This is a genomic window from Dictyobacter formicarum (genome assembly GCF_016587435.1).
In genome coordinates, this window is record NZ_BNJJ01000020.1 from 151,891 (window position 1) to 173,917 (window position 22,027).

The 22,027-nt window shown below is 49.8% G+C and carries 19 protein-coding genes; 12 read left to right on the top strand and 7 right to left on the bottom strand.

Going from position 1 to position 22,027, the window contains the following annotated elements:
* Positions 1–282 precede the first annotated feature (282 nt).
* Positions 283–981, top strand: coding sequence for a TPR end-of-group domain-containing protein (locus JMI88_RS29365; protein ID WP_201365513.1), 699 nt, complete (start codon positions 283–285; stop codon positions 979–981).
* 43 nt (positions 982–1,024) lie between these two features.
* Here JMI88_RS29365 and JMI88_RS29370 read toward each other — a convergent pair whose 3' ends face one another.
* Both JMI88_RS29370 and JMI88_RS29375 read right to left on the bottom strand, forming a co-directional pair.
* Positions 1,025–2,692 carry a sensor histidine kinase gene (locus JMI88_RS29370; protein ID WP_201365514.1) on the bottom strand — a complete coding sequence of 556 codons (1,668 nt, stop codon included), beginning with the start codon at positions 2,690–2,692 and terminating at the stop codon, positions 1,025–1,027.
* A gap of 10 nt (positions 2,693–2,702) precedes the next feature.
* Complete coding sequence (locus JMI88_RS29375; protein ID WP_201365515.1) at positions 2,703–3,452, bottom strand: response regulator transcription factor; 750 nt, start codon at positions 3,450–3,452, stop codon at positions 2,703–2,705.
* A 251-nt stretch (positions 3,453–3,703) separates the two neighbouring features.
* On the opposite strand from JMI88_RS29375, the gene JMI88_RS29380 reads away from it, so the two are divergent.
* The 8 genes from JMI88_RS29380 to JMI88_RS29415 all read left to right on the top strand — a co-directional run bounded on the left by JMI88_RS29380 (position 3,704) and on the right by JMI88_RS29415 (position 13,700).
* Positions 3,704–4,396 carry a hypothetical protein gene (locus JMI88_RS29380; RefSeq protein ID WP_201365516.1) on the top strand — a complete coding sequence of 231 codons (693 nt, stop codon included), beginning with the start codon at positions 3,704–3,706 and terminating at the stop codon, positions 4,394–4,396.
* A gap of 517 nt (positions 4,397–4,913) precedes the next feature.
* Positions 4,914–6,311 carry a hemolysin family protein gene (locus JMI88_RS29385; protein ID WP_201365517.1) on the top strand — a complete coding sequence of 466 codons (1,398 nt, stop codon included), beginning with the start codon at positions 4,914–4,916 and terminating at the stop codon, positions 6,309–6,311.
* A gap of 233 nt (positions 6,312–6,544) precedes the next feature.
* Positions 6,545–8,968: an FtsK/SpoIIIE domain-containing protein gene (locus tag JMI88_RS29390; RefSeq protein ID WP_201365518.1), complete on the top strand. Its 2,424-nt coding sequence runs from the start codon at positions 6,545–6,547 to the stop codon at positions 8,966–8,968.
* A 3-nt stretch (positions 8,969–8,971) separates the two neighbouring features.
* The gene (locus JMI88_RS29395) at positions 8,972–10,102 is read left to right on the top strand and encodes an FtsK/SpoIIIE domain-containing protein (protein WP_201365519.1); all 1,131 of its coding nucleotides are present in this window, start codon (positions 8,972–8,974) and stop codon (positions 10,100–10,102) included.
* A gap of 96 nt (positions 10,103–10,198) precedes the next feature.
* Positions 10,199–10,963 (top strand): 2-phosphosulfolactate phosphatase, encoded by a 765-nt coding sequence (locus tag JMI88_RS29400; RefSeq protein ID WP_201365520.1) that lies wholly within the window; start codon positions 10,199–10,201, stop codon positions 10,961–10,963.
* Positions 10,964–11,207: 244 nt separating this feature from the next.
* Entirely contained in the window at positions 11,208–12,020 is an 813-nt protein-coding gene (locus tag JMI88_RS29405; RefSeq protein WP_201365521.1) for a hypothetical protein, read from the top strand.
* 327 nt (positions 12,021–12,347) lie between these two features.
* Positions 12,348–13,094 (top strand): hypothetical protein, encoded by a 747-nt coding sequence (locus JMI88_RS29410; RefSeq protein WP_201365522.1) that lies wholly within the window; start codon positions 12,348–12,350, stop codon positions 13,092–13,094.
* A 66-nt stretch (positions 13,095–13,160) separates the two neighbouring features.
* A complete protein-coding gene (locus JMI88_RS29415) occupies positions 13,161–13,700 on the top strand; it encodes a hypothetical protein (protein WP_201365523.1) in 540 nt (179 codons plus the stop codon).
* A 115-nt stretch (positions 13,701–13,815) separates the two neighbouring features.
* Here the strand turns inward: JMI88_RS29415 and JMI88_RS29420 are convergent, their stop codons facing one another.
* The 4 genes from JMI88_RS29420 to JMI88_RS29435 form a co-directional block, all read right to left on the bottom strand.
* On the bottom strand, positions 13,816–14,796 hold the full coding sequence (locus tag JMI88_RS29420) for an NAD(P)H-quinone oxidoreductase (RefSeq protein WP_201365524.1): 981 nt from the start codon (positions 14,794–14,796) through the stop codon (positions 13,816–13,818).
* Between the two features lie 218 nt (positions 14,797–15,014).
* Positions 15,015–15,539 (bottom strand): YceI family protein, encoded by a 525-nt coding sequence (locus JMI88_RS29425; protein WP_201365525.1) that lies wholly within the window; start codon positions 15,537–15,539, stop codon positions 15,015–15,017.
* A 366-nt stretch (positions 15,540–15,905) separates the two neighbouring features.
* Positions 15,906–16,091, bottom strand: coding sequence for a 30S ribosomal protein S21 (gene rpsU, locus JMI88_RS29430; protein WP_126551285.1), 186 nt, complete (start codon positions 16,089–16,091; stop codon positions 15,906–15,908).
* A gap of 5 nt (positions 16,092–16,096) precedes the next feature.
* A complete protein-coding gene (locus JMI88_RS29435; RefSeq protein ID WP_126551284.1) occupies positions 16,097–16,447 on the bottom strand; it encodes a zinc-ribbon domain containing protein in 351 nt (116 codons plus the stop codon).
* A gap of 387 nt (positions 16,448–16,834) precedes the next feature.
* On the opposite strand from JMI88_RS29435, the gene JMI88_RS29440 reads away from it, so the two are divergent.
* The 3 genes from JMI88_RS29440 to JMI88_RS29450 are packed head-to-tail and all read left to right on the top strand — an operon-like array spanning position 16,835 to position 20,516.
* Complete coding sequence (locus tag JMI88_RS29440) at positions 16,835–18,262, top strand: UDP-N-acetylmuramoyl-tripeptide--D-alanyl-D-alanine ligase (protein ID WP_201365526.1); 1,428 nt, start codon at positions 16,835–16,837, stop codon at positions 18,260–18,262.
* Positions 18,263–18,290: 28 nt separating this feature from the next.
* Complete coding sequence (locus tag JMI88_RS29445) at positions 18,291–19,418, top strand: D-alanine--D-alanine ligase (RefSeq protein ID WP_201365527.1); 1,128 nt, start codon at positions 18,291–18,293, stop codon at positions 19,416–19,418.
* 24 nt (positions 19,419–19,442) lie between these two features.
* Positions 19,443–20,516, top strand: coding sequence for a dipeptide epimerase (locus JMI88_RS29450; RefSeq protein ID WP_201365528.1), 1,074 nt, complete (start codon positions 19,443–19,445; stop codon positions 20,514–20,516).
* Positions 20,517–20,591: 75 nt separating this feature from the next.
* Here the strand turns inward: JMI88_RS29450 and JMI88_RS29455 are convergent.
* Positions 20,592–22,027 (bottom strand): ABC transporter ATP-binding protein (locus tag JMI88_RS29455; protein ID WP_201365529.1); only part of this gene is annotated, 1,436 nt, incomplete at its 5' end.

Sequence of the window (22,027 nt, forward strand, 5' to 3'; positions counted from 1 at the left end):
GTTTCTCGGAAGCAAAAGGAGGTGCAGTTTATGAAAAATAATATGGTTTCAATGAGGCTCTGCACTTCACAAGCTAGAAGCGTATTCTGCTAATAATCACATATATGCATATCATTAACCTTGGAACAGGTTACAATTTCCACGCTTCTTTTAAAATATGCGGGGACGTTCCTCTCTTCGCGGTGCATTCCTCCAACAATCACTTTCATTAATGTTTTTTACAGGGTGTTTTATGCCCTGTGCTTTCCAATGTCACACCAAAAGAAGCGAGGATAACTATTCATGACTCAACATGCTTTTAAGCCGCTCCTGCTTGATCTCTTACAGCAGGCTCAGGTCGATCAGAATGCTTTTTTCCAGCAGTTGCCGCCAACCGAGTTGGAAATCATTGGCGAGCCAGATTACTGGTCGGCAAAAGACCATGTGGCCCATCTGACATTCTGGCGGCGGCGTCTCGTGTCCAAACTGCAAGCTCTTCTGCGCCAGGAAACTCCGACAGCATCTGAAGATTTTGAAAAGGTCAATCCTATTGTGTTCGCGGAGAATCGCTATCGTACGTGGCTGGATATTCTGGCCGAATCTGACCAGGTCTATGCAGAGTTGATAACCCTCACAGAGCAGTTACAGGAGGAGGATCTGACTGCCTTCAAGCGTTTCGACTGGATACACGAAGGGCTGCCACTCTACCTGCTCTACATGGGCAATTGCTACGAACATAGCCAGATACATCTGGGTTACTATCTGACTGAACGTCACGATCTCCAGCATGCCACTATGATTCATGAAGAGTGGACCAGCAGGGTGGTTGAGACAGAAGAGGCGCCCGCTGCATTGAAGGGCAATCTGCTCTATAACCTGGCCTGCTTTTACGCCACGCATGATCAGTTAGAGAAGGCAAAGGTTACATTGCAACAGGCCCTCGCGCTCTATCCTCAGAACGGTGAGTTCGCGCGCACCGATCCAGATCTGGCAGAGCTCTAACGCCAAATAATACCCTGGTGCGTGAAGCGCTCCGTAGAGCGCTTCACGCACCAGGGTAGACCTGGCTCTGGCTCAAACGATTTGTTACGATGGTTGGCTGATCCTCAATGGATGATAAAGGCATGGTAAAAGAGACACGTGCTCCCGCGCCTGGAATATTTTCCGCCCAGACTTTTCCACCATGGACAGAGACGATAGCCTGCACGATGGATAGGCCGAGGCCGCTACCTCCTGTTTTTGATTGCCTGGCATTGTCGGCCCGGTAAAAGCGCTCAAAGATACGTGGCAGTGCCTCCTCGGGAATACCGCTGCCGCTATCGGTCACGGCGATAATGGCCAGATTGGCATGCTGGCTGGCAGTAATAGTGATCGTGCCACCCGCTGGAGTGTAGTGCAGCGAATTATTGCAGAGGTTAGAGAGGATGCGCGTGAGCATATCTGGATCGGCCTGGATGGTGGGGAAACTATAAGGGATGGTATTGATGGGTTCGACCTGGTGGCGCTCAAACTCGGTTACCAGCACGGCAAAGGTCTCATCCACCAGCGCAGCCAGGCGTACATTTTTTTTCTTTGGCTGCAGTGCGCCCGCCTCCACCTTCGCCATCACATGCAGGTCCTGTACCAGGCGGCGCAAACGCAAGGTTTCGCGCACAATGATGCGTCCAGTTGCCTCGTAGTCCTCATGGCTCTGATTAATCCCATCGACCAGCGCCTCACCCAGGCCAGCGATGGCCGTCAAAGGGGTTGCCAGATCATGGGTAATATTCATAATCAACTCTCGTCGCCAGGCTTCCTGGCGATGCAGCTCATCCACATCTTTTTTGAGCTGGATCGCCATCTCATTAAAAGTATGTGCCAGTTCTCCCAGTTCTCCAGGACCATCGACGCTCACCTGGGCATCATAATCGCCTGAGGCAATCACTTTGGAGGCCGCGGTCAACTTTGCCAGTGGGCGAGTAATCGTCTGGGCATAGAACATGGCCAGCATGGCCACCAGGAACGCAATGATGGGAGTGGCAATCAGCACAGCAATGCCAACTGTGGAGACAAAGCCAGGCACAGCATTAGAAAATGGCGTCACAATAACTACGCCCACAATCTGGCTCGTTCTCGTAGTGTGGTTGCTTACCGTGATCGGCTCCACAAAAAAGGGCAGCGAGCTATCCACCGGCGTCTGCCTTCCAAAAACACCTCCCTGACCATGGCCCTTCACCGCGCTGGCAATCGCATTCTTCAACGTAGTTTGATCCGTGCTCATACGAGCAGTGTCCGATACACTGAGCAACGATTGAATGACTCCAAAAGCATTCCCACGTGGAAACGCCAGAGGATAGACAAGTTTTCCCTGCGCATTTAAAAACAGGTAGAGATGCTCAGGATCTGGCTCATTTCGTCTGGAGGAGACACTATAGACTTCCTTAATCGATGTCATCAGGAATACAGAGGGATTATTGGCGATTTTTTTCAGGCGGTTGCCGAAACTGGTGTCTGAATTATCCTCGACTAACGCCCGATTGTGCTCATAGACTATACTGACGCTTTGCGCCTTCTCCTGTGCCAGCGCGCTCAGCCTGGACTGCTGATCAACATTATAGTAGTAGCCAATGACCAGCATGGCGGTCAGGGCCAGCAGGCCCGCCGAGAGCAAGGCGGCGATTATCGAGCCCAGGGCCAGGCGCCAGCGAATATTGTTCCACCAACGTGTACGCATAACTATCCCTTTATGAATTCGCAGTAGAACGCGCTTTCGCCTCAAAACGATAACCTACACGCCAGACGGTCTTGATATAACGATGTTGTGGGTCGAACTCGATCTTTTTTCGCAGCGAACTGATATGTACGTCTATTGTATGCCCATCACCAAGGTAATCATAACCCCAAACCTTATTCATCAGTACTTCACGCGTAAACACCCGGTCAGGCGAGCGGGCCAGCAAGGCCAGTAAATCAAATTCGGTCGGGGTCAGGGCGACTTCGCGGCCCTGAACCTCAACGCGGCGCGCCAGCAGGTCAATGTCCAGATCGGGAAAATGTAAAGAGGACTCGCTATCAGGTCGCGCGGGTACCGAGGCTTTAGCAGTTTGCGCTTCGGCTGGCTCCTGGCTGCTACTCACGCGGCGTAGGATGGCGCGCACACGGCTTACTAATTCGCGAGGACTGAAGGGTTTGACCAGGTAATCGTCCGCCCCAATTTCCAGGCCAGCAATCCGATCATCCTCATCACCCCGAGCCGTTAGCATTAAGATCGGCGTTTTCGACCACGATCGAATGCGACGGCAAACCTCAAAGCCATCAATTGCAGGCAACATAATATCCAGAATAATCAGATCGGGATGCTCGCGCGCATGTAGAGCCAGACCGTCAGCCCCATCCCTGGCCACCATCACCTCATAACCTGCGTCTTTTAAATATAAATTGATCAGGTGAATAATACCTTCTTCATCCTCGATCACAAGAATTTTTTGGGCCATCGACTGCACTCCTCGGAAATTATGGATCATGTTACTTCATAGTAGCATATTGTTCGCTGAAAAACATGGGCTTTCTCAGGACAAAAAAAATCTTGACCAATTCTTGAATATTGTAAGAGATCTTCTATACCTTTAAGTAGTATGATAAGAGCGTCCTGATGGGCAGGAAGAACATGGATAGGTTCATGTTTCACAACAAGAATACATACATAAATTTACATAAATCTTAAAAATAAAGGAGCCTATTAAGAATGCAAGATTTTTTCAAACGCAAAAAAATCATGATCGCCGGTCTGGGCGGAGCTATTTTGATGCTGGCTGTACTGGCCGGCGCGCTCTTCTTGAGCCCTATGTTTGCCTCGGCCGCCTCTAATCCAGCCACACCCACAACTACGGCCGCTAAAAAGGGAACCGGCTATTGCGCTTTGTTTAATCAAAATCTGGCCAAACGCTTGCACATCTCGGTCGATACCCTGCAGCAGGACCGTAAAGGCGCAGCCAGCGACACGATTGATCAGCTGGTAAAAGATGGCAAAATGAAGCAGGCCCAGGCCGATAAACTGAAACAACGCATCGCCAAGAGCAATGGCAATGCCTGCCTGAAGTTACCGGCTACGCAAAAAGCTCGCCTGGCTGCCTTCCTGAAAAAATATGGTCAGGATGCCTATCAACAGCTGGCACAGGGCCTGCACCTGACAACGGATCAGCTCACCGCGCAGTTGAAGAGTGGAAAAAAACTGACAGATATCGCTAAAGCACAGAACGTTTCCAGCTCCAACCTGCAGACTCTAGTCAACAATATCGTGAGCTCCACTCTGAAGAAAGCTGTCAGTGCCGGCGATCTGACACAGAAGCGTGCCGATACTATCATGAACTCTATCAAAAAGCATCCACAGATTGTACAGCGGTTGCTGACAGCGCTGGTCAAAAAAGCACAGGCGTAAGTAAAAATAGCGACCAACCTGCTTGTTGATAAAACTGATCAGTACCTGCCTTAAAACGACAACCTCAACGACATTCCCTGGCACACAGGCTGCAGGGAATGTCTTTTTTTGCGCTTCTGCTTATTCTCATCAGAGTGTATCTGAAGGCCATACATTTCGCGCCTTCAAGCTGAGGCAAGAAGGAGGAGGAGGAGGAGGAGATCATGCCCCCGGCATGCTCGTCAGCACCTATGACGCTACGCGCCTTCGGCGCTCAAAAGATTGTATGTGGTGCGGAACAGGTGCGAAGCACCTGTTCCGCACCACATACTAAAAACAGTGCGGCCGCCGGCACGGGGGCGCTTTACTTCCCATCTTCATGGATTTCAGACACGTTCTCAGAGCTTGTCCTGCATCGACATATTGTGTAGGATATAACATATATAGCCAGTTAGCTGGTACAGATATCGTTGGAGTTGACCGCAGTTTTCACGTTCACTTTTCATAGTAACTATTTGGAGGAAAGGAAACTTATTCAGTGGATGTTAGCTCGATCTTTGGCGTGGTGGCGGTTCTCACGCTCGTGGCAGCCAATGGTTTCTTTGTAGCAGGAGAATTCGCGCTGGTCAAAATCCGCACAACCAGAATAAGCCAGTTGGTGGCCGAAGGAAATGTGACAGCAAAGGTTGTTCAAAAAGAGATTCAGCATCTGGACACTTTTATTGCAGCGACTCAGCTAGGCATTACGCTGGCCAGCCTGGCCTTGGGCTGGATTGGCGAACCATCGCTTGCTCATCTCATTGAACCAGTATTCCTCTGGGTTGGCGGCGCCGCCGCGGTAGCAATTTCTCATACGGTTGCAGTGGCTATCAGCTTTATACTCATCACCATCGTCCAGATTGTGCTGGGTGAGCTGGTGCCAAAATCCATTGCCCTTCAACGCAGTGAGGGAACGGCCTTCTTTGTCGCCCGGCCACTCTATCTGTTTGCGTATGTGTTCCGACCATTTATTGTGCTGATGAATAGCATGGGCAGCTTCTTCGTGCGCTTACTAGGATTAGAGGCCACGAGCGAACATGCGGCTGTCCATTCCGTAGAAGAACTGGAAATGCTGGTCGCCCAGAGCCGTGAAGCTGGCTTGTTGCAGCAGCAAGAAGAGACATTGTTGCGTCATGTGTTTGACTTCAGCGATAAAACCGCCCAGCAGGTGATGATCCCACGCAGCGAGGTAGTAGCGGTTCCAATTACAATTTCCCGCGAAGCCCTGATTCAGACCTTTTCGCGTGAAAACTACACACGCCTTCCAGTTTACGAAGGTACGCTGGATAACATCATCGGACTCATCCATATCAAGGATGTCTTTCAATACCATTCAAGTCAACAAAACCAGAAATTCAACCTGCGCAGCATGCTACGACCTGTACTCTATGTCACAGAAATGTCCTCGCTGGATGTGATCCTGGCTCAGATGCGCAGCCGACGTATCCATATGGCCGTTGTCATCGATGAATACGGGTCGACGGCTGGTATCATCACACTGGAAGATATTATAGAAGAGCTGGTGGGCGAGGTCCAGGATGAGTTCGATACCAGCGATCGAGGCGTAAGACACGAAATCGAAATGCTACCCGATGGCTCAATCTCGGTGGATGGCTTAATATCCCTTAGCAGCTTCGCCGACCAGTTTGGCGGTAATGAAGCAGAGCTAGAACATATCCATGCCAATACGCTTGCCGGCTATATTTTTGAAAAGCTAGACCGCCTACCGATGATTGGAGATACTGTCCCATTCGGGAACTATATTTTGCGCGTAGAAGAGATGGATGGTCGGCGCATTGCGCGTGTCAAAGTGACCAGGAGGACCAAAGCCGAGCCTGTGGATCCACATCTTACACTGGTCAAGCAGCAACACCCACCGCCAGAAAACAAAGCATAAGACAATAAGCCCGGTAATGTCTGCGACACCAGTGGTATGCTATAAACGTGTAAAACCTCTTGAATGTTTATTGCACACCATAAATAATCTAAGACAGAATTACTACACATTTGCTGTCTTTACTCTCGTATGCTAGGATAAAAAAAATCTTCTTTTCCACAACAGGTAAGATTTTTCATTAAAAAAAGAGCATGCATCTGCATATGGGAATGGATATGTTGAGAGGGGTCGCAATGTCTTACCAGCAATCGTCATCGATTATTACACGCAAAGCACGTGTATGGCCAGAGATAGCAGAAGATACAATTACACTACCCACACCTCCTACGCTGCCAAATCTACCACAATCCTCCACATTAATTACTATTTTTCTTAGCCTGGCTGGCATGGCAATCTATGGGTATGTATTCACTCACCTTGATACAGGCGAATCCAGCGTTTTGATCATCCCTTTTATCGCTATTAGCGGCTTAATGGCGGTCAGTTCTTTAATCATGTTTCTGGTACAGCTTATCAGCGTACAACGCCGCCGTAACTACTTGCTACGGCGTTACCATGAGCAACTGCAAGAAGTTGAGCAACAATTAAAGCTGCTGCATTGGCACGAACGTCAGGCATATATGGAGCTCAATCCCCCGCTGTCACGTTTCGAATATAAATCCAGCGTTTACAAAAATCTTGATGTCAAACCACTGCTCCAATACCCATACAATGATCAAAATATGAGCCTGTGGGCCCGCCAACCTGATGACCAGGACTTTATGCGAGTGCGGATTGGCATCGAGAAGCGTCCAGCTACCTATACGATACACGACCAACAATGTGAGGAGCGCATGGCTATAGCAACGCACCTGGATAGCTACAATGACTATGCGAAGTCGCTGATCAAAACATATGCACATGTGTTTGTACCTCTATGCGTTGATCTACGCCAGCAGAGCCCACTTTCGATCGTTGGGCCCGGCCATAAAATCGTACTGGCCCGTGAGCTGATGCATTCGATCGTGAGCCATGTTGCCTATCACCATTCGCCCGAAGATGTGCGCATCATCATCCTGGCCCCCTACTCTCAGGAAACAGCCTGGCAATGGATCAGTATCATTCCGCACACGCTGCGCTATGATGCCAGGCTATCCAGCACGCACATGGAAGAAACTTTCCAGGAGCATACCTGTGCGATTGGTACAGCGGCTGTGATGGATCAGTTGCCGGTTATCTCGCGCGAATTAGGACGGCGAGAGCTCTTGCTCGGGGACAACCGCCAGCAACAAAAAAGTTCACTCTTACCACACCTGCTGATTGTAGTTGATGCGTTTGATGGTCCTGGCGACCTGGATCCATCTACACCACCCCTACCAACTATGGCTGTTCCACCTTCACATCCCACTCAGTATCGCAGGACACGTCTCTCTGTTTCTCCAATCAAACGTCCAGAGATGGCCCTGGCATTAAATCGCGGCAACCAGCTCAGCGTTTCAGTACTCTGTCTGTGTACCAACCAGTCACAGATGCCGCAAACCAGCCAGCTACTCATTGATTTAGATGAAGAAAAGCCACCAAAAACCTTACTGTCCAATAGCGAAGAGGAAGAAGCCTCCAGCAAGAAGAAGCGCAAGAAGACAACCAAAGACGAAGATCAGCTTATAGCTGGCATCCAGGCACGCGTACACAGCCTGAATGAAAAACCGCAGCCAACCAGGCACTGTCTGCAACTCGACTCAGCGGGACTGGAAGATCTGCGCTCCTTTGCGCTCCGCCTGCAATCTCTACGCGCCCTGAACACCAAACAACTGGAAATGCGCACCCAGGTAGATCTCAGTACACTCTTTGATCCACCGCTAGACCTTAACACGTATGATCCCTTTGTGCTCTGGAACGATCCGCTCTTCCGTACGCCCAGACCGTTGCTCAGGATTCCCATTGGCTTGAAGATTGGGGACGAAGTACAGTACCTGGATCTTCACAAAGATGGTCCACACGGGCTGCTGGTCGGTCAGACCGGTTCTGGCAAAAGCGAGCTTCTGCAGACGATTATTCTGTCACTGGCTTTTTTGTATAAACCAACCGAAGTCAATTTCTTGTTGATTAACTATAAAGCGGGATTAGCATTGGAGTCCTTCTGTCGCCTCCCTCATACCATTGGTTGCTTCTCCAACGTCTCTTCTCCCGCACTGATCCAGCGCTTTGTTACCATGCTACGCGCCGAAGCAACCAGGCGCGAGGCCTTGCTGAAAGAAGGAAAAACAATGCCCAGCCTGTTCATCATCATCGATGAATTTGCAGAGATGGCTAAATGCGCAGAATCAGTGCTGGATGAACTTTTTACTATCATGCGGGTAGGACGCGAGATCGGGATGCATTTGTTACTGGCCGCCCAACGACCTGAAGGAATTATCGGCAGCCGGGTCAGGGATTACGTTCAATATCGCCTCTGTTTACGCTGTGCCTCGCCAGAGGATAGTCGTGAAGTGATACGGCGCACCGACGCGGCCGATCTGCCAGCCAGCATTCCTGGTCGTGGCTATTTGCTGTATGGGGATAACCAGCTGGACCTTTTCCAATCGGCGCGCGTGACCCTGCCTTTTATCCAGGATCAAATGGCCAACGCACAGTCGCAATTGAATTCGCTACTCTCACTACCATTCAAAGGAAAATAGAGAATGATACCAACGCCAACGATCTATAAAACGCCGCAAACCGGTGTGGGCCGCTCACGGGCATTGTTTGAAGCGGCCATTGAACGGATCAGAGTCGCCTACCCACAGGATCTGGCCAGGAAAGAAGGGATCTATTATTGGCCAGATCCTCTACCCACCCCCACACACCAGAGGCCAGATCCATTGGTCCTGTTTGTGCAGGCGGAAAGTGCCAGTAGCCGCACAGAAGTGGAACAGTCACAGACATACCAGGCCATTATTCCAATGACCAGACGCGAAGTGTTGGAGCGCCGGAACCGCGAACGTATTAAACCATCGATGCAGATACCGCTTGGGCTGATTGACAAGCCGGAGGAACAGCTGGTTGACACATTCCTGGTAGATCTACATGGAACAGCTGGAGCATTGACGGGAGGTCCTCTGTTGATTGCTGGCGCGCAACACAGTGGCAAAGCAACGGCGCTGCAAACCATGCTACTCTGGCTGACCACGCGTTTTCTCCCCGAACGACTACGCTGCGCCGTCATTGATCCCTTTGGAGAGCTAGATCATTTTCGCGAATTACCGCACTTCAATCATCCCAATGGCGAGACGCTCTGGACCGATGGAAGCTCAGATGAACAATTGACGCGCTTTATTAATACCATTACAACTGATATCCAGCAGCGCCGCGAGAAGTTTCCCAATCAGTATTGGAGCACGCAAACCCTATCACAGCTCTGGTCGCAGGGAGCCACAATACCGCAATTTTTACTGATAATCAGTAACTATCAGGCTTTTGCCGAGCGTATATCTGCCTTCACGGCTTTGAAAAAACTTGCTCAGGCCGTTATAGAGGCCCGTATGCAAGGAAACTATCTGGTAATCACGTCCGCCGAAACCGGAACCCGTTGCATCCCACCAGAAGTGATGAGTAAGTGCAGCACAAAAATCGGGCTTGCCTTGAATGAACAACAACGCAGTGAACTCTTTGGCAGAACTTCTTTTGCGCCCGAAACCATTCCCGGTCGTGGTTTGATCATGACTCCTGAACGCAAAGTACACCAGATTCAGCTAGCCTTACCTGTAGCTGGTAAGAGTGGTGGTTTGCGCGATGAGTATTTAAAGCAGGAGCTTGCCCAGGCGGTTCACTAGAAAATAGTACTTATATTGCTGTGGGCAAATTTTCGTAGCCGATGATAAAATATTCCCAGGAATAATGAGAGTGCGACAAATGTCAAGGATACATACGTGAAATTACATATTCATATGAGCCCTGCGGATGCTCTGGCGGCCCAACCGGCAGACGAGGATGTTTATATTGTTATTGACCTTATCAGGGCTACAACAGCCCTGACAACCATATTTGATCAAGGCGCAAAGCGCGTCTTTGCCGCTGATACTGTTGAGCAAGCCAGGGAGGCCGCTCAATTAAAGCCAGGTCGGCTCCTGTGTGGTGAGCGTCATGCACGAGCACTGCCTGGCTTTGACTATGGCAATTCGCCCGCCCAATTCTCACATAGCGATCTCAGCAATCAAGAACTTATTCTGACCACAACCAACGGTACCCGTGCCTTTTATGCCTGCCCCGAACACAGTGTGCGCCTGGCAGGCTGCTTTTACAATGCCCAGGCCGTCACCGCCTATGCACTGGCATATGCGCGCAGGCAGGATAGCAATATCTCTATCGTTTGTGCCGCCGAAAACGGCAATTTCGCGCTAGACGACACCGTTTGCGCTGGTTACCTGGCACAAGAAATTCAGCGCCAGCAGCCAGATATTATCCCCCATGAAAGCGTCACTGCGGCTCGTGGACTTTACCAGTTGTATCCGCCTCCGGGCCTGGCTGCCTATTGCCATTCAGCTCAGCAGGTAATTGACAGTGGGCTTGGCGCTGACATCGACTTCTGCATGCGACAGAATGCCAGTGGCAGCATCGCCCGCGTAGTTGGGAAAGAACCAGAGACAGGACTCTTAATCCTGGAACCGGCCCTAAAATTGCAGGCTGAGATCTAACAGAGTGCAAAAGACGAAATCCACCCGCAAACTCCATCCTTTGGAGGAAAGCTCATTTCAATATTTCATGCTATGCTCTCTCTAAAAAGGCGGTCCTATTTGCTCTGTCAATAGCACGGTCACGCCTGTTCATCGCCAGGGCACAGGTAGCGTGAGAAATTAACACTCGCCACCAGTGCATTCGCTACTTAGACGGTAATGCAAAGAGTGCTCATTCAAGCAGATAATTACAGGAGTCCAGTTCATGAGGATACAGGATGAACAAAAAGTGCAGCAATGTGCACTCGCGAACGCAGAGGCTTCTTTAACTCTAGTAACCGCGGGAACGCTATGCGTGTATGCAGGTTCAGACAAAATAGGGGCAGGCATTAATCTCATTGTAGAATCGGTGGCGGCCGCACAGATAGCACAGGCCTACAATAGTCTGATTACAGAGCTACAGCACGAGGATATGTACAATGTAGCGATGACTGAACCAATACGCCTGCAGCTCACACCTACAGAAGTAGACTTTGAAATTGTGCTACAGGATATGACCAAACATTTCCTCTATTTGCATTTGGCCTTGCGCAATTTACAACTCTCTTATGCACGCTACCAGGCGGCTAAACAGACGATGGATGCGATGTATCAAAATCCACAGAGTGAAATATTCCAGGATGCACAATTCTTTGCTACCTTACAGCGACAATCCATCTGGCGTCACCTGATGCTGTGTGCGCATCTCCATACCGATACGCTAATGAGTGCTTCGCGTGTTAACTTATTATGGCACAAATTTAAACAACAGCTCACCAATCAACAGATATTCTCGAATCATGAAATACATGCAACTGTCAATACCATCTGGCAAAAGAACGCCAAAGAGATTGCAGAATACAAACTATCAGCCTTTAGTATCGACAATCCATCGGCAATGTTGAATCTACTGACCGCTCAACCCAGGTTGCAACGCCCAATGCTATTACTAAACGACCACTGGCATAAAAGCATGTCTCAGCTCGAACAGACCTATCAACAAACCCTCGAAACATTCTACCAGGATGGAGAGGAGTAGACCTGCTCCTCTCCATTTTCATAATTTTCACACTACCTCTGCATGCCAGCTTCATCGCATTTTTCCTCTGTTTAAGAAAATACAATACATGTAAATGCAAAAATTTGACAAATAGAATTTAAAATGATATAAAAATGATATATTCTATAGATAGCCACGTCTAGCAATAATAAGTCGGCAATTACTATCAGAAAGTACATTAAGGTCAATTAGTCCTTTTCAAGGCATTGGGGTGCTCTGCGGTGAGGGGGCAAATAATGGGATGCATATGCGTTAAACGCAGAGCAAAGGGAATAGTGTGGGGGGAAACAGAAAGGAGACTAACACATGGCCAACCGCTCATATCGCACCACCCGGTCATCAATAGAGCCAGCTACCGCTTCAACCGGTAAACATATTACTGCCAGGCAAGCTATCTTAAAGGATATTGCTCGCAATGCTGTTATCGACGATGAAATATTGGCACCACTAAGCATGAATATCGAGGTAGATGATAAGGGAACAGTTATTGTTAAAGCGCTCGAACACGATGTTCAAACCACTATGACGACACATTGTCACCGCCGTGTGGTACGCGTCCCCCAGGAAAAAGCATATCAGCGCATTGTGGATGCCGCGCAAAGAAAACTTGGTTTGCTTGAACGACTCTATGAAGGGAGTCGCCAGGAGGCTCAGAACTGGTTTAACCGTAGCCTCATAACTGCTATCGCTGAAGCTATGATTATTGCTCTCTCGATCTTCCTACCCATTCTGTTGTATTCATTGCAGCTCAATACTCAACTTTTTCCTATTACCAGTTTTGTTATAGTTATTAATGTGATCAATGCCTGCATTACTGCCTGGGTCTTTTATCAAACAAGACAGGCACACGAGCGGGCCGATCTCTACCTCTGCAGCCTGAATGAAGTACGCAGTTTTGCAACAATTACTCACTTTATTGCCCAACTTAACATTGATGACCGACATAAACATCTGCTGCAAAAGACCCTGGTTTCAACATCATTAGGCCTCTCCGATCAGCAGATAGAAGTCGAGCCCGAACACTATCAAACCGAACCACTAGCAGAAGAATGAGCCCCCAGATGATGGGTGGGAATCTTAGCAATGTCCAGGATGGGCTAGGAGGGGTATGGGAGCACAATGGAAACGAGAAGCACAGCAGGATCGACGTCGAGGCGCCAGAACAACGAGTCATACCTCCCTAACGAGGGTATAGCTCTTGAGCAGATGTACCTGCAAAGTCGCTTTGAAGCCCAATGCTGGTTCTTCACCAGCCTGATTATCGCGGTTATCGGAACTATATTCATTTTAGGCACTATCTTACTCTTTCTCCTGTTTACCAATACCATCATTGTCAATAACAGTGAAAAATGGGCGCTCACCATCGCCAATGTTGTGACCGGTGTCACCCAACAATTGATCATCAGCCAGGCCCGCAGCGCCAATAAGCGCGCGGACTATTATGCAAAAGAACTGCGCCGTGAAGCCAATGAACTAAATGTCTATGAAATTATTCGCGTGATTTCTACTTCCTTACCCGAGGGTGATGAGCGCAATAATTTGATTGTGCGTACCATCACAGATGCATTGATGCACCGGCCCGCATATGAATTGCAGCTCCAGTCAACAGCGAAGAACACTCCATTTCGCCAATCTACATCTAAGCGGTCAAATATATAAAACACCGCACTACTTGCGAACCATTTATGTATCCAACTCGTACTACCAGCAAACAAGGAAGATAGTAAGGATGGTCTCATCATGCTATCCAGGCCCGATGAGACCATCAAACGGCTTAGTTGTCGATTTTGAGCACCAGTTTACCAAAATTGCGGTTGTCTGCCATGGTGCTATGAGCCTTCGCAATCTCATGCAAAGGAAAAACTTCTTCGACAATTGGTCTCACTTTGGCGCTGGCCAGCAATGGAACTACATGGGTGGCAAAGCGGCGCGTGACCGCCAGCTTCTCCTCCAGGGTACGAGAGCGCAAGGTACAGCCACGAATCTGTAACCGCTTGGTCATAACTACACCCAGATTGACATCGGCATGGGAGCCACCCATCGTGGCCAAAAAGACCAGGCGTCCCCAGGTGGTCAAAGCATCAAGATTCTGCTCCATGTATGCGCCACCGACAAAATCGAGCACCACATGGACACCCTCTCCCTTGGTCAGTTGCTTGATCTCTGGCGCAAAATTTGGATTGGTCAGGCCCACCTCTAATCCCAGATTTTTGGCCCGCTCCAGCTTGCTGGCGGTACGAGAGGTGCCATAGACCGTCGCCCCTGCGGCACTGGCCAGTTGAACTGCGGCAGTACCTACACCGCTACCAACGGCATGAACAAGCAGACGCTCGCCCATCTGTAAACCGGCCTGGGTAAACAAGGCGTCGTGCGCCGTCATAAAAACCTCGGGCACCGCCGCCGCCTGAATAAAATCCAGATTCTCGGGAATTTCGACCAGCATGCCTTCGTGTACCAGAATATACTCGGCCTGAGCGCCACCGCCAACAATACCCATCACCCGCTGTCCCGGCTTCCAACGTTGTACCAGAGGTCCGACAGCATCCACCTCACCCGCAAACTCCATACCTGGAATATCAGCGGGAGATCCCGGTGGGGCGGGATAAAAACCGGCACGCTGTGCCAGGTCGGCCCGGTTCACACCAGCGGCACGCACGCGCACACGCACCCAATCGCCCATGGGTTCGGGCTTCTCTCGATCCTGTATCTCTAATACTTCAGGCCCCCCTGGCCGTGTAATAATAGCAGCTCGCATCGCTTTTATATACTCCTTCATTTACCTGCGTAAGCACTACATCGTCAGAACGTTTCTACTCACCTTTATTGTATGCCATAGAAAGCAAGCCATATATATCACGTGCATGCGGCTGCTCACAGCCAAGCACATCGCATTAATAGACAAACAAAAAAGCAAGTCGCTGATAGATGACTATCAACTACTTGCTTTGCCAATGTATGAAAAATGGAGATGGATTACGCAGGCTGCTGTGTGGCCTCGAACTCCAGGTTCAATTTCACTTCATCGCTCACAACAGCGCCGCCGGTCTCCAGCAAAGAACCCCAGTTCAGACCGAAGTCTTTACGATTGATCTTAGCTTGAGCGGAGAAGCCAGCGCGATTCAGACCATAAGGATCTTTGACGAAACCGGAATACTCGACATCGAAGGTGATAGGTTTCGTGACTCCATGCATAGTCAGGTCGCCAGTAACTTTGAAGTCGCCAGAGTTACTTTCAACTTTGGTGCTCTTAAAGGTCAGTTTTGGAAACTTCTCAGCATCAAAGAAATCAGCCGAACGCAGGTGCGCATCGCGGTTAGCATCATGTGTATCGATGCTAGCAGTATCGGCCTCAGCCTCAACCCAGGAAGCTGCGGGATTGGCATCGTCAAACTCCAATGTGCCACGCACAGCATTAAACTGTCCGCGAACCGTGCTCACCACCATGTGACGAACAGAAAAGCCAATATGTGAATGCGCTGCATCAATTGTCCAGGCCATGAGAATAATCCTCCCAAATAGCAAACTAATATTAAATTAGTGGCTTAACTAATATTAGCATAAGGATAACACGGTCACTTTCCTTTGTCAAGTCACTAATTTAATATTAGTCAAATTTTCAAAGGTGTGAGCGCGAGTTTCATTGCCATAGACATGCAAATTGCCTCACTGGCGTGGGAGCGTCAGGGACAGAAGGCGCGTAGCGCGTGGTTTCAAACACTCGCACCGCCCTGTTATTATACTCTTAAACTCGTACAAAGGGATACAGATGGGCAAAGTAAAAGGCACATCCACTAGGCTTTTTCTATGGATGTGCCTTTTATTGACGTTGTATTACGTTAATTGCAGAATTCTGCGTACAGAAAATTAAAAACGTGAACGACGCTGTTTACGACGTGCAGCTTCAGCTTTCCGTTTGCGGCGGGACTGTGGGCTTTCGTAGTATCTGCGACGACGAGCCTCTGCAAGGATACCCGCATTTTGTACTTTGCGATTGAATCGTTTCAGCGCAAGTTCGAACGATTCACCGGCCTGGATAACAATCTCGCTCATGGATATTACCAGCGCGATCGGCGATCGCCGCCGCGGCTTGCGGTACGGGGCTGATAGCAATCGCTGCAATAAACTGGACGATCTTCGCGGGGTTGGAATGGAACCTGAGCTTCGTTACCACAACTTGCGCAGATCGCGGTATACATCTGGCGTGGTTCGCGATAGCCGCCATCATTGCCACCGCGAGATGAACGGGAGCGATCACCCATGCTGCTCTTGCGTGCGGCACGGCATGATGGGCAACGTGACGGATTATTTGTGAGTCCACGGCTAGCGTAAAATTCCTGTTCGCCAGCGGTAAAAGTGAATTCCTGATTGCAATCTCGGCAAACCAACGTCTGATCTGTGAATGACATAAATGCTTCTCAATTCTTGGGTCTAAATCCCATTATAGCTCTTCTTCTGCAGTACACAACTCTCACGGATCAGCCAGTGAAAGCTCTCTAAGTGCATACAGTGTCCTGAGATTATACCACACATTGGCTTTAAAAGCTATCGCTTGTAGGCCTTTTTTCCGGTAAGCGGATTTTTTTTCGCATTGAACGTGTTTCATTTCCCTATCCATGGCAATCGTCTCGCTGGCGCGCAGGCGGGCGCTGACGCGCCCACACCTTTATAATATCAGCGTGAGTTGCATGGTTTTCAAACACTCTCTTGCTTTTTTTTGATCTGCACAGTGATTTAGCTAGTCATGATATAATCAGCTCAAAGTACTGTAGAATTTGCAAAGGATAGAAAACAGCATGTTCACCCTCAATGACATACTGCAAGGTACCGCTGGTAAAGCTCGCGTGTTAAGTCGCACGGCACCAGATCCGCAACTTGTCTTTCGCTCAGCCCATCATGACAATCGCCAGATTGAACCCGGAGACCTGTTTATTGCCTTGAAAGGTGCCCGGGTCGATGGCCATCGTTTTATCCCGGCGGCCGCTCAGGCAGGAGCGATTGGGGCATTATGCACTGAGGAAATACCAGATATGCCTGCCGACTTTATCCAGATCGTTGTTCCAGATGTAGTTAAAGCCTTACATGCGACGGCCCGCAGTCGGACGCAGCATCAACCGGAAACAACCTATATCGGAATCACAGGTAGTAATGGCAAAACCAGCACGAAAGAGGCAATCGCGACTGTGCTGAGTCAGCTGGCCCCCACACTCAAAACCCAGGCTTCCTATAATACAGAGATTGGCTTCCCCCTGACATTGCTGCGGCTAGAACCACAGCATCGCTATGCAGTGCTGGAAATGGGGGCGCAATGGGTCGGAGAACTGGCCTGGCTCTGTACGATCACCAGACCAGACTGGTCGGTCATTACCAATGTAGGCTCCTCACACCTGGAGTTCTTCGGATCACAGGAGCGCATTGCACAGGCAAAAAGTGAACTGGTACAGGCTTTAACGCCCGAGGGAATTGCTATCCTCAATTACGATGACCCCAATGTACGTGCCATGAGTCAGAAAACGCAGGCCCACATTCTGTCTTATGGAACGGCTGAAGATGCCCTTGTACGTGCCAGCGAGATCGGAGGCGATATGCTGCGCGGGCAAACCTTCACGTTATCCTATCAAGGAGCCCGCAGCCGGGTGCAATTGCATATTCCTGGCGAACACGGTATTACGATTGCATTGGCCGCTGCAGCCGTCGGTCTGGCAGCGGGAATGCCACTGACGGAGGTCGCTGCGGCGCTCGAGCAATTGAAGGCCTTTAAGCGTCGAGGAGAAATCAAGGCAGGCCCCAATGGCAGTACACTGATAGATGATAGCTATAACGCAAACCGCCAGTCCATTCTGGCGATCGCCAAAACCATGCATCAGGCCCACATTGACGCCAATGGCAAGCGTTGGGTCGTTCTGGGAGATATCCTGGAACTGGGTAGCTATGCGCGCGATGAGCACTATAACACAGGTACCGAGCTGGCGCATCTGGTAGACTACGTCATCGCGATTGGCGACCAGGCACGCTTCTTTGTGGAAGGAGCCATCGCGGCAGGCATGCCCACCACTAATACCTTCTACTTCGCGGCCAACCTGGACAATCAATCCGAACTGGAGGCCGCCAAGCAAGCAGCAGCCAATATTTTGAGAGAGCGAGTAAAAAGCGCCGACCAGGTATTGCTCAAGGCATCGTTAGGCCTGGGAATGGACACGTTGCTTGCCATGCTGCAAGCGTAACGCTTGCGCACAATAGAAAGGATACACAATGACAAAAAAAAAGATCCGCGTAGGCATCATCTTTGGGGGTCGCTCTGGTGAGCACGAGGTCTCTCTGGCCTCAGCACAGGCGGTCATGAATAACCTGGACCCCGAGAAATATGAAGTAGTGCCAATCGGCATCACCAAATCCGGTCAATGGCTGCTGGGCACCGAGCCAGCCAAACTCATCGCAGCAGGACAATCCGTAGATCGTCAGGCCGAAGGGGCGGAGCAAACCTTTACCAGCGTAACCTTCACAGGTGATCCTACGGTGGGACAGCTCATCCCGCTCGAAGGCCAGCAAAAGCTCGGTGATGAAGGAAAGCTGGATGTTATCCTTCCGGTACTCCACGGAACCTATGGCGAAGATGGTACTCTCCAGGGTTTGCTAGAAATGGCGAACGTGCCCTATGTGGGTTGCGGCGTTCTCGGTGCGGCGGTGGGAATGGACAAAGAAAAAATGAAAATGATCTTTGAAAGCGCCCATCTTCCCAATGTTAAATACCTCGTTTTCCGCCGCAATCAATGGGAGCGCTCACCCGAAGCTATTTTAGATCAGATTGAAGCACAACTGGGTTATCCAAACTTCGTGAAACCGGTCAATCTGGGCTCCAGCGTCGGCATTAACAAAGTCCATAATCGCGAAGAGCTTGAGCACGCTATGCGGGTGGCAGCCGAATACGATCGCAAAATTATCATCGAACAGAACATCAACTGCCGTGAATTTGAATGTGCCGTCCTGGGCAATGACGAACCCCTGGCCTCAGTGATCGGCGAGGTTATTGCCAGCAACGAATTTTACGACTACAACGCGAAATATATCGATAATAAGTCTCAAGTAATCATACCAGCCGATATTCCTCAACAGACCGCCGAAGAGATGCGTCATTATGCCGTTGAAGCCTTCCTGGCCCTGGATCTAAGTGGACTCTCGCGTATAGACTTTTTCATCGATAAGGACAGCGGAAAAGTATACATCAATGAAGTAAATACGCTTCCAGGCTTCACCGAGATCAGCATGTATCCCAAGCTCTGGGAAGCCAGTGGCATTCCTTATGCAGAACTTCTGGATCGACTGATTGAACTGGCTTTGGAGCGTTACGAGGATCGTCAAAGGAACCGAACCAGTCTCTAAGCTTGAACCTGAGAAGGAGCGAGTATGACCCGCACCACTATCCGTTCAATGACAGTTGAACCGTTAAATATTCCCCTGCATGAGCCATTTGCAATCGCTACTGGCAGTGTAACGGAGGCGCGCAATGTACTGATTAAGCTGACATTGCAAGATGGGAGCATCGGATATGGAGAGTGTGCTCCTTTTCCACCCAGCACGGGAGAATCGCAGGGAACGGCACTGGCGGCGGCCAGCAATTGCATTGACATCTTAGTCGGGCAAGATGCAGCCCACTGGCGTAGACTCTCAAAACTTGTACATAGTCTCTATTTCGCCCAAATGACCGTTTGTGCTGGTATCGAGATGGCACTTCTGGATGCGCTGACACGCTCCTATGGTATTCCACTCTATGCATTCTTCGGGGGCGCCAGCACGCATGTCGAAACCGATATGAGCATACCCATGGTTACCTCGGAGCGAGGCTACCAGTTAGCGGAAGAAACTGTCAAGCTTGGTATCTCGACAATCAAGGTAAAAGTGGGAGGTGATCTACGCGAAGATGTCAATCGCGTAGAGGCTGTACGCAGCGGCGCACCCCACCTGAGCATTATTCTGGATGCCAATCAGGGCTATACGCCCAATGAAACCCTGCTCTGTCTGGAAGCCCTGGAAGATCGCGACATTCGTCCACTCTTAATGGAGCAACCGGTACATAAGGATGACCTGGCCGGGCTACGCTATGTCATGCAGCATACCAGCGTCCCGATCGCCGTCGATGAGAGTGCTGGTAGCCTGGCCACGGTCTCCAACATCATCGCAACCAGATCAGCTAACGTCGTCAATATCAAATTAATGAAAACTGGCATCATCGAGGCAATGGATATCGCGGCCCTCTGTCGGGCCGCGCATATGCAGTTGATGATCGGTGCCATGATCGAATCACGCCTCGCCATCAGTATGGCTGCCCACTTTGCCGCCGGACTGGGAGGTTTTCGCTTTATTGATCTGGACACGCCCATGCTCTTAACTGAAGATCCCTTTAACGGTGGCTATGAACAACATGGGGGCATCTATGACCTCTCGGACATCGAAAAAGGTCTGGGCATAACCCCACGTTAAACATTAGTTTTATTTGAATCTGGCCGTATCAATCTGGCAAATTGACACGGCCACACGGCTTAACTGGCCTATTAACTAGCGGTAGGCTTGCGCCTGCAGATTGAAGAGCTCTGCATAGCGACCATTCAGGGCTATCAATTCCTGATGCGAACCATATTCCACCATTACCCCATGTTCAATCACAATAATGCGATCAGCCAGGCGCACAGTGCTAAAGCGATGGCTTATAAAAATGGCCGTTTTTCCCTCCGTCAAATGTCGAAACCGCGTAAAGACATCGAACTCCGCCTGTGGATCAAGTGCACTTGTTGGCTCATCCAGAATTAAGATATGCGCGTCCCGCATGAAAGCACGAGCCAGGGCTACTTTTTGCCACTCGCCCCCGCTCAACTGTTTACCCTCTTCAAACCAGTGTCCCAGCATCGACTCGTATCCTTTATCAAGTCCTTCAACCACGGTATCCGCCCCACTTTTCCTGGCCGCATCCTTGACTTCATTCAGATTATCGATAGCGGTTACACGACCCAATCCGATATTTTCACGAGCCGTCATTTGATATTTCACAAAATCCTGGAAAATTACCCCCACATACTGACGTAACTCGACAAAATCATAATTGCGGATATTCTGGCCGCCGATTAGAATCTCACCCTCATCAGGATCATAAAGGCGTGTCAGCAACTTCACCAGGGTGGTTTTCCCTGCCCCATTGCGACCTACCAGTGCGATCGACTCTCCAGCCCGCACGGTAAAGCTGATATGGCTTAAAGCTGGCTCAGTCTTTCCGGGATAAGTAAAGCTAACATTGCGAAACTCAATATCCAGTCCGGTTGCGCTCCCAGATAAGGACACAGGCACAGGATGCTCGGGTGGCACAATAGCCGAGGTATATGCGAGGAATTCAAACAGCGTATTCACAAACAACGCATTTTCATAGACGTTCGAGATGCCATCTAGCAGGCTCTGAAAGCTTGAACCAGCTTGAATAGAAGCCTGGGTATACTTGGTCAACGCACCAAGCGATATACGCCCCTGTACGGCCTGCAGGGCCACATATAAATAGATGCCTGAGTTTGCTGCGATCGTCAATGAGGACCAGAGAAAATTATAGAACTGGCGCGGCACCAGAATCTTTTTGTTGTCTTCATAGAAGGTATTCATGAAGCCAATGTAGCGACCAACAAAGAAATTTCCCAGGTTAAATAACTTGATTTCTTTGTTGTAATCATCCACCGTCATCACATTGCTGATATATTGCATTTTGCGGCGAGCGGGCGCTTCATGACGCATCAAACGATAGCCATACCAGCTAAAGCGACTGCCAGCAATAAATGAAGGGATTGGTAAGGCAAAGGCTATGATAGCCAGCCACCAGGCCAACTGCAATAACAAAAAGAGCATCGAGATTAATGTAATCGCTGTACGTAGCAGGTCAAAGGTTTGTGAGATCATTGAGACAGGCTTATAATTTGCTTCATTGGTCGCCCGGCGCAACTTATCGTAAAAATCGG

What these genes read in the sequence shown, in the direction of transcription:
- JMI88_RS29415 (WP_201365523.1), top strand. Translation starts at nt 13,161, where the DNA reads ATGGAAACGAGAAGCACAGCAGGATCGACGTCGAGGCGCCAGAACAAC.
- JMI88_RS29405 (WP_201365521.1), top strand. Translation starts at nt 11,208, where the DNA reads ATGAGGATACAGGATGAACAAAAAGTGCAGCAATGTGCACTCGCGAAC.
- JMI88_RS29440 (WP_201365526.1), top strand. Translation starts at nt 16,835, where the DNA reads ATGTTCACCCTCAATGACATACTGCAAGGTACCGCTGGTAAAGCTCGC.
- JMI88_RS29445 (WP_201365527.1), top strand. Translation starts at nt 18,291, where the DNA reads ATGACAAAAAAAAAGATCCGCGTAGGCATCATCTTTGGGGGTCGCTCT.
- JMI88_RS29375 (WP_201365515.1), bottom strand. Translation starts at nt 3,452, where the DNA reads ATGGCCCAAAAAATTCTTGTGATCGAGGATGAAGAAGGTATTATTCAC.
- JMI88_RS29410 (WP_201365522.1), top strand. Translation starts at nt 12,348, where the DNA reads ATGGCCAACCGCTCATATCGCACCACCCGGTCATCAATAGAGCCAGCT.
- JMI88_RS29390 (WP_201365518.1), top strand. Translation starts at nt 6,545, where the DNA reads ATGTCTTACCAGCAATCGTCATCGATTATTACACGCAAAGCACGTGTA.
- rpsU (WP_126551285.1), bottom strand. Translation starts at nt 16,091, where the DNA reads ATGAGCGAGATTGTTATCCAGGCCGGTGAATCGTTCGAACTTGCGCTG.
- JMI88_RS29365 (WP_201365513.1), top strand. Translation starts at nt 283, where the DNA reads ATGACTCAACATGCTTTTAAGCCGCTCCTGCTTGATCTCTTACAGCAG.
- JMI88_RS29395 (WP_201365519.1), top strand. Translation starts at nt 8,972, where the DNA reads ATGATACCAACGCCAACGATCTATAAAACGCCGCAAACCGGTGTGGGC.
- JMI88_RS29425 (WP_201365525.1), bottom strand. Translation starts at nt 15,539, where the DNA reads ATGGCCTGGACAATTGATGCAGCGCATTCACATATTGGCTTTTCTGTT.
- JMI88_RS29380 (WP_201365516.1), top strand. Translation starts at nt 3,704, where the DNA reads ATGCAAGATTTTTTCAAACGCAAAAAAATCATGATCGCCGGTCTGGGC.
- JMI88_RS29420 (WP_201365524.1), bottom strand. Translation starts at nt 14,796, where the DNA reads ATGCGAGCTGCTATTATTACACGGCCAGGGGGGCCTGAAGTATTAGAG.
- JMI88_RS29370 (WP_201365514.1), bottom strand. Translation starts at nt 2,692, where the DNA reads ATGCGTACACGTTGGTGGAACAATATTCGCTGGCGCCTGGCCCTGGGC.
- JMI88_RS29450 (WP_201365528.1), top strand. Translation starts at nt 19,443, where the DNA reads ATGACCCGCACCACTATCCGTTCAATGACAGTTGAACCGTTAAATATT.
- JMI88_RS29435 (WP_126551284.1), bottom strand. Translation starts at nt 16,447, where the DNA reads ATGTCATTCACAGATCAGACGTTGGTTTGCCGAGATTGCAATCAGGAA.